Annotated in this window: 1 pseudogene; it reads right to left on the bottom strand. The window is 62.6% G+C overall.

The window, feature by feature from the left end:
• Positions 1-138, bottom strand: a pseudogene (locus EN804_RS38450) (LysE family translocator); the annotation flags it as partial.
• Positions 139-409: the final 271 nt, after the last annotated feature.

Here is a 409-nt window from a genome sequence, read left to right as displayed (position 1 = left end):
GATGCCGAGCGGGCAGCCGAAAGCCGCAAGGACGCTCGCCCGCGCCCCCTGCGAAAGGCCGGCCGCCAGCGTGTAGACCACGCCGGTGCCCGGAGAGGCGGCGACGATGAAGGATGTGATGAGGAATTCAGGTGTCATGGTGGGTCTGTCCTGTGGGTGGAGGACAGGAGCATGAGGGTGCGTGGGATCGTTGTCTTGGATGAAATTGCATGGCCAAATCCGCACACCGTCACCCCGGACTTGATCCGGGGTCCAGCGCGATCAAGTCTTTGATCGCGTAAGACTTGTTTCTCACGGCGCAGACGCGCCGTGGCTGGATGCCGGATCAGGTCCGGCATGACGGAGGTGAGGCTTTAGAGGCTTCTCAGTAACCTTCCGGTGACGCACCGGAGAGAGGGTGCGAATGCAG

Source organism: Mesorhizobium sp. M8A.F.Ca.ET.161.01.1.1 (genome assembly GCF_004792105.1).
GTDB lineage: Bacteria > Pseudomonadota > Alphaproteobacteria > Rhizobiales > Rhizobiaceae > Mesorhizobium.
The sequence above is the reverse complement of the archived record's forward strand: the minus strand, read 5'-3'. Positions and strand labels throughout refer to the sequence as shown.